Annotated in this window: 1 protein-coding gene; it reads left to right on the top strand. The window is 33.6% G+C overall.

The window, feature by feature from the left end:
* A partial coding sequence (locus DNU06_RS17625) for a hypothetical protein (RefSeq protein WP_199399047.1) occupies positions 1-550 on the top strand: 550 nt, incomplete at both ends.

Here is a 550-nt window from a genome sequence, read left to right as displayed (position 1 = left end):
TCAATAAAAGTTCGTTTCCACAACATTTTATAGTTTTTAATAATTTACTGTATTTTACAGCCAGAGATTCAGTTGAAGGTTATGAAATATGGCAATACAACGGTATAAATCCCCCACAATTGGTTAATTGGCTGAATTTTTCAAATATAAACAATGCGCAAGGCTCCACAGGATATTTCAAAGTTTATAATAATAAGTTAATTTTTGTTTATAACTATAACGGCAATATGGCGTTAAAAGAATTTGATGGGTTTTCTGTTAATACCATTTTAAGTGCTGCCTTAAGCTATAGGAATTTGTATGTTTTTAATAATAAATTATATGTGGTAGGGGCTTGTTATCTTTGTGATGGTTTACGCTTGTGGGAATATGACGGGGTGAGTATGAATTTGATTCCAAACTTGTTGATGACGGAGGATAACCTTTTGGGGGCTAATTGGCTTACAGGTTTCGAGGATGAATATTTCACCGAATTTCAAAATGAGTTGTACTTTACAGCTTATGATACCACCCATGGTTACGAGATTTGGAAGTATGATGGAAGTGTGGC

The sequence above is a fragment of the Putridiphycobacter roseus genome, from assembly GCF_003234935.1.
Taxonomy (GTDB): domain Bacteria; phylum Bacteroidota; class Bacteroidia; order Flavobacteriales_D; family Crocinitomicaceae; genus Putridiphycobacter; species Putridiphycobacter roseus.
The sequence above is the reverse complement of the archived record's forward strand: the minus strand, read 5'-3'. Positions and strand labels throughout refer to the sequence as shown.